The organism is Alteromonas sp. CNT1-28 (assembly GCF_022348345.1).
Taxonomy (GTDB): domain Bacteria; phylum Pseudomonadota; class Gammaproteobacteria; order Enterobacterales; family Alteromonadaceae; genus Alteromonas; species Alteromonas macleodii.
In genome coordinates, this window is record NZ_JAKREZ010000073.1 from 1 (window position 1) to 4,078 (window position 4,078).

Sequence of the window (4,078 nt, forward strand, 5' to 3'; positions counted from 1 at the left end):
AATCCGATCACTTACGGTAAAACTGGCAGGGACGAAAAAGAAGAAGAAAAAGCGATCGGATAAAACCGAAACGACCGATCGGATTCACCGAAATACGCAATCGCTAATGTTTCTGAGTCTACTGATTGGTGAACAAGACTGTATTCAAAATGAGTTGAGTCAATCTTTGGTCAAGATCATAACGACGGAACCTCGACTTGAAAATGATGCGCGATACATTCGTCTTCTTACTCTTTGTCGAGCAAGTGGAAGAAGTTAACATGGCAGTTAAACAAACAGTGAGTGGGTAATGGCCAAAAACTACAGCTAGGTAAGTCTATAAGCTTGTTGCAAATACCGCTGACTCTGTTCGTGAACGTCCGTTCCTTTTTGCATCGTAAAGTAGAGCATCACACTGGCTAATAATTGCATTCAATTCCCCTTTTCGGGTGACTTCAATCACGCCAGCAGAGAAGCTAACTGAAAAGGTAGCGTCGGTAGAAGTCCACTTAGCATGTAACTTGATCTGCTGCCGAATATCATCGATTAGTCGTTCTGTTTCGGTTTTATTGACATCTGGCAGGATCAGCAAAAATTCCTCGCCGCCAAATCGGCAAAGCTTATCCGTCTTTCTTATTCGCTGTTGAACGATGCGTGTGAACGTGGTGAGCACTTCATCCCCGGTCAGGTGTCCATAGGTATCGTTAATTTGTTTAAAGTGGTCGAGGTCAATCAGCGCTACGCAGCCCGCAGAATCGTGGCTAAGTGCTTTGTCATACCAGGAGTAAAATGCACGTCGTGTCATTGCCCCTGTAAGCGAGTCGTGCTCAGCGAGCCGTTTATTAATGCGCTGACATTGCCAAAACCAAAATGCCAGTAATGCAAGCATTAACGCAAGAAGGGCAACAATGATAAATTGCTGTTTTTGTGACTGAAGCTCAAGCGCTTGCTGTTGTTGTTGCGCTTCGAGCTGGCGCAATGCAATTATATTGATATCCTGCATCAGGGGATCTTCAATAAGACTCGACGCACGGGCTTCGCTTTCCAATGCGTTGAAATCTACGATAGTCTGCTTTAAACGCTGTTCGTACTCGTACGCGGTTTGGTAGTCGCCTCGAAGCTGATAAACCCTGGCTAATTTACTATATAGGCTTTCTTGTTCTATTCTTTCATTTAGCCATTTTCTCTCTGGGTCATCCATTACAGTGTCTATGTAGTCAGCAACGATGCTTTCAAATCTTTCTGATCTCTTACTATTTATTGCCGCGTGGAATGCCCTAAGGAGTGCTATATATTTTTCCGCTCTTTCAAAGTCTACCTTGTCTTTCAGAGCCAACGCTTGGTCTATGGTTAATGACATTTTTTCTTTGTCACTAGGCTGTTGCCTGTGAGTGAATACGGACAACTTCAGCAGCAATGCAACAAATTGGTATGACGGGTTGTTTCCCGCTATCTCATAGGCCTCGCTAGCATATGCAAATGCTTCATCAAACCGTCTAAGTTTTACCAACGCATAAATAGCAGGGTTGTATGTAGCAGGGCTGCGCTCCTCATAAGGTGTCGATGTAATCAATTGTTCTGCGTAAGGCAGCGCCATTGTGTGCATCCCCACATCATTATACTCGTCTGCTAAGTTCAACATTAAGTCTTCTCTAACAATAGCGTCTTCCCACAGCCATTGCTCATTAGTGGTATTTGAATTTAAGTGGGGGAATGCGTACTCGTACTCCTCAATAGCCTTTACTCCGACGAAAGATAAATAATAGCCAATCCGGGCGCTTAAGATGGCTACCGCTAATGAGTTTTTTTCGTTCAGCATCTCGCGCTTCAAGATTCTCAGCATTTCGATATAACCGAACAATATGTTTTTATTTACGTCACGAGGAATGCCAATTTCGTATGTCATTAACCCTACTCTTACCGCTGCATAATGAACAGGGTTAAGGGATTTCATATACGCCCAATCGTCACCAGAAATGGGGTGTGGGGTGTCGACATTTGATGCCGAAGAGGACCAATGCTCGCATTCCCATTGTAAAGCTCGATAGATTACGCCAAGGGGGGATGGGTCTGTGGCTATACCAGACTCTTGGTATAACGCCGCTAGCGGCGCATTTTTTTCAGGGGCTGCACTATCTTCCCAATTCCAGCAGATTTTGGAAGAGACACGGTAATAACGGTTTTCTTTTTCAATATCACTTTCAGCGAACGCCATAAAAGGCAGGCAGCTACTCAGCAAAATAAAAACACTGATACCGCAATTCAGACATATCCTTTTATCTCTCATTGTGCTGACTTCCCTAACACTGCGTCTAAAATGAGTATGCCACGAAGTAGAAGAGAAAAGAAGGTGTCGTTACCTTTAGCATACGCTTCGCGAAATCGACATCAAACGACGAAGGTGAGGGGGGAATAGTGGCACTAAACCTATACTTTATTGGGCTTTTTGATGACGTTATCTTCTAAGGCATTGATGCGCATTGCGTCAATCGCGTTAGTGCACTTTACAACCTCATTTTCTGACATGGCTGGGTCAGCGATTTCGAAAGCGTGAGTTTTTTTCGTTGCGTGGAATCCATGTCTGTCAGAGGTCATTGATGCTGGTCTTCGCTTTGAAAATGATGACAAATACGTTCAACTTCTTAACCGCTGATGAACAAATGGAAGCGACTAATGGGGCAGTGAAAGCGCAAGCAAAGGGGCAATGAGCTTTACCACAAAACTTTGCCACAATGTATCAAAACTGCTATGTTGCTACCACAAATCAATAGGTTATGTGATAAAAAATGTCTGGCGGAGAATCCCTCTCTCTCCGCCAAATACAAAGAACCGGCTTTATGCCGGTTTTTTTGTTTGCCCAGCGAAGCTGGCAAACCCGTCAGGTTGAAAGAAACCTGAATCACCCTGACTGAGGGGAAGATAATCCGAATGGCAAGGGCGTTGTTGGCCAACGACAGGGTCCGAAGGAAGCCATAGGAAGTTAGAGGTACACAACGCAAGTGAACCTGATTCGGCAAGACAGGAGGGTAAGCGTGCAAAATAGCGCAAAGCCCGATACTCAGTCAGTCCTGTTTTGTGCTTGAGGGTGGCATTTCTAACAGGGCGCTAGTGCAGTAACTGGGGAAGCCTGACACCGTTTCTGGTTGTGAGCCAGAAGCATCTATGCGAGAGGCGACTCAAGGTAGGTGTTGGTGCGAGGTGGCAGATGATGCCGTAGTAGTGAGTAAAGTTCGGCCTGTGAAAGCCAGTAATGGTGTGGAGGGTAAAACCGAGCTGACCATCAGCAGTGTTTGGTGGCATCGTTATCAGCCAAAAGCTGATAGGGATGGCGAAGGGCGGAAGTACATAGTCAGTCTGTGATGAGCAGGTGTTTTTTTTTAGTGGTACACGAATCGATTAGCTATCGACGTCTTCGTACTTGGTTTGTCGCGGAAGCGACGGACTGGCTACGAAACGGTACATGGGAGTAACGTGGTGAACGTTGAGTAGATTGCCATTGGGCTAGCACGCTCTACCACCATGTGAAATAGACCAACGCGAAGAGAAAGTATCGGCCCCCACACAGCACACTATCTAGGCTGTTCAAAGGGTTTAAAAAGGTATTCAAAGCGAAAGGTGCGGCCGGAATAGATGGGCAGAGCCTGAGCGCGTTTGCCTCAAATCTGGATAATGAACTATCGCAGCTTCTTCTTGAACTCAAAACCAAACGCTACCAACCGCAACCGGTAAGGCGGGTCATTATCCCGAAAGACGGGGGCGGTGAGCGTCTATTGGGTATCCCAACAGTCAGGGATAGAGTGGTTCAACAATGCTTGAATGACCTCCTTACCCCCATCTTCGAAGAGCAGTTCCATCCATCAAGCTTTGGTTATAGACCGAAGCGGAGCTGTCACGATGCCATCAATAAAGCCACGATGTTCATCCGTCGATACGGACGTTAAGAGCATCAAAAGGCGGGTGCGCGATGGCAGCGTGTTGAAGTTAATTACTCAGTTCTTAGAAAGTGGGGTAATGGTTGATGGGCATTGGCAGCAGACAGAGACAGGCAGTCCGCAAGGCGGGGTAATAAGCCCGCTCATAGCGAACATCTATCTGGATG

General features: G+C 46.1%; 3 protein-coding genes and 1 pseudogene. 2 read left to right on the plus strand and 2 right to left on the minus strand.

Features of this window, described 5'->3' with window-relative positions:
* Positions 1-316: 316 nt before the first annotated feature.
* Together MHN02_RS21195 and MHN02_RS21200 are read right to left on the minus strand one after the other, a co-directional pair.
* On the minus strand, positions 317-2,194 hold the full coding sequence (locus tag MHN02_RS21195) for a GGDEF domain-containing protein (protein ID WP_239219055.1): 1,878 nt from the start codon (positions 2,192-2,194) through the stop codon (positions 317-319).
* 212 nt (positions 2,195-2,406) lie between these two features.
* Positions 2,407-2,574 (minus strand): hypothetical protein, encoded by a 168-nt coding sequence (locus MHN02_RS21200; RefSeq protein WP_239219057.1) that lies wholly within the window; start codon positions 2,572-2,574, stop codon positions 2,407-2,409.
* A 1,202-nt stretch (positions 2,575-3,776) separates the two neighbouring features.
* On the opposite strand from MHN02_RS21200, the gene MHN02_RS21205 reads away from it, so the two are divergent.
* Entirely contained in the window at positions 3,777-3,920 is a 144-nt protein-coding gene (locus MHN02_RS21205) for a hypothetical protein (protein WP_239247931.1), read from the plus strand.
* A pseudogene (locus tag MHN02_RS21210) lies at positions 3,874-4,078 on the plus strand (hypothetical protein); the annotation flags it as partial. The gene MHN02_RS21205 and the pseudogene MHN02_RS21210, both read left to right, overlap by 47 nt.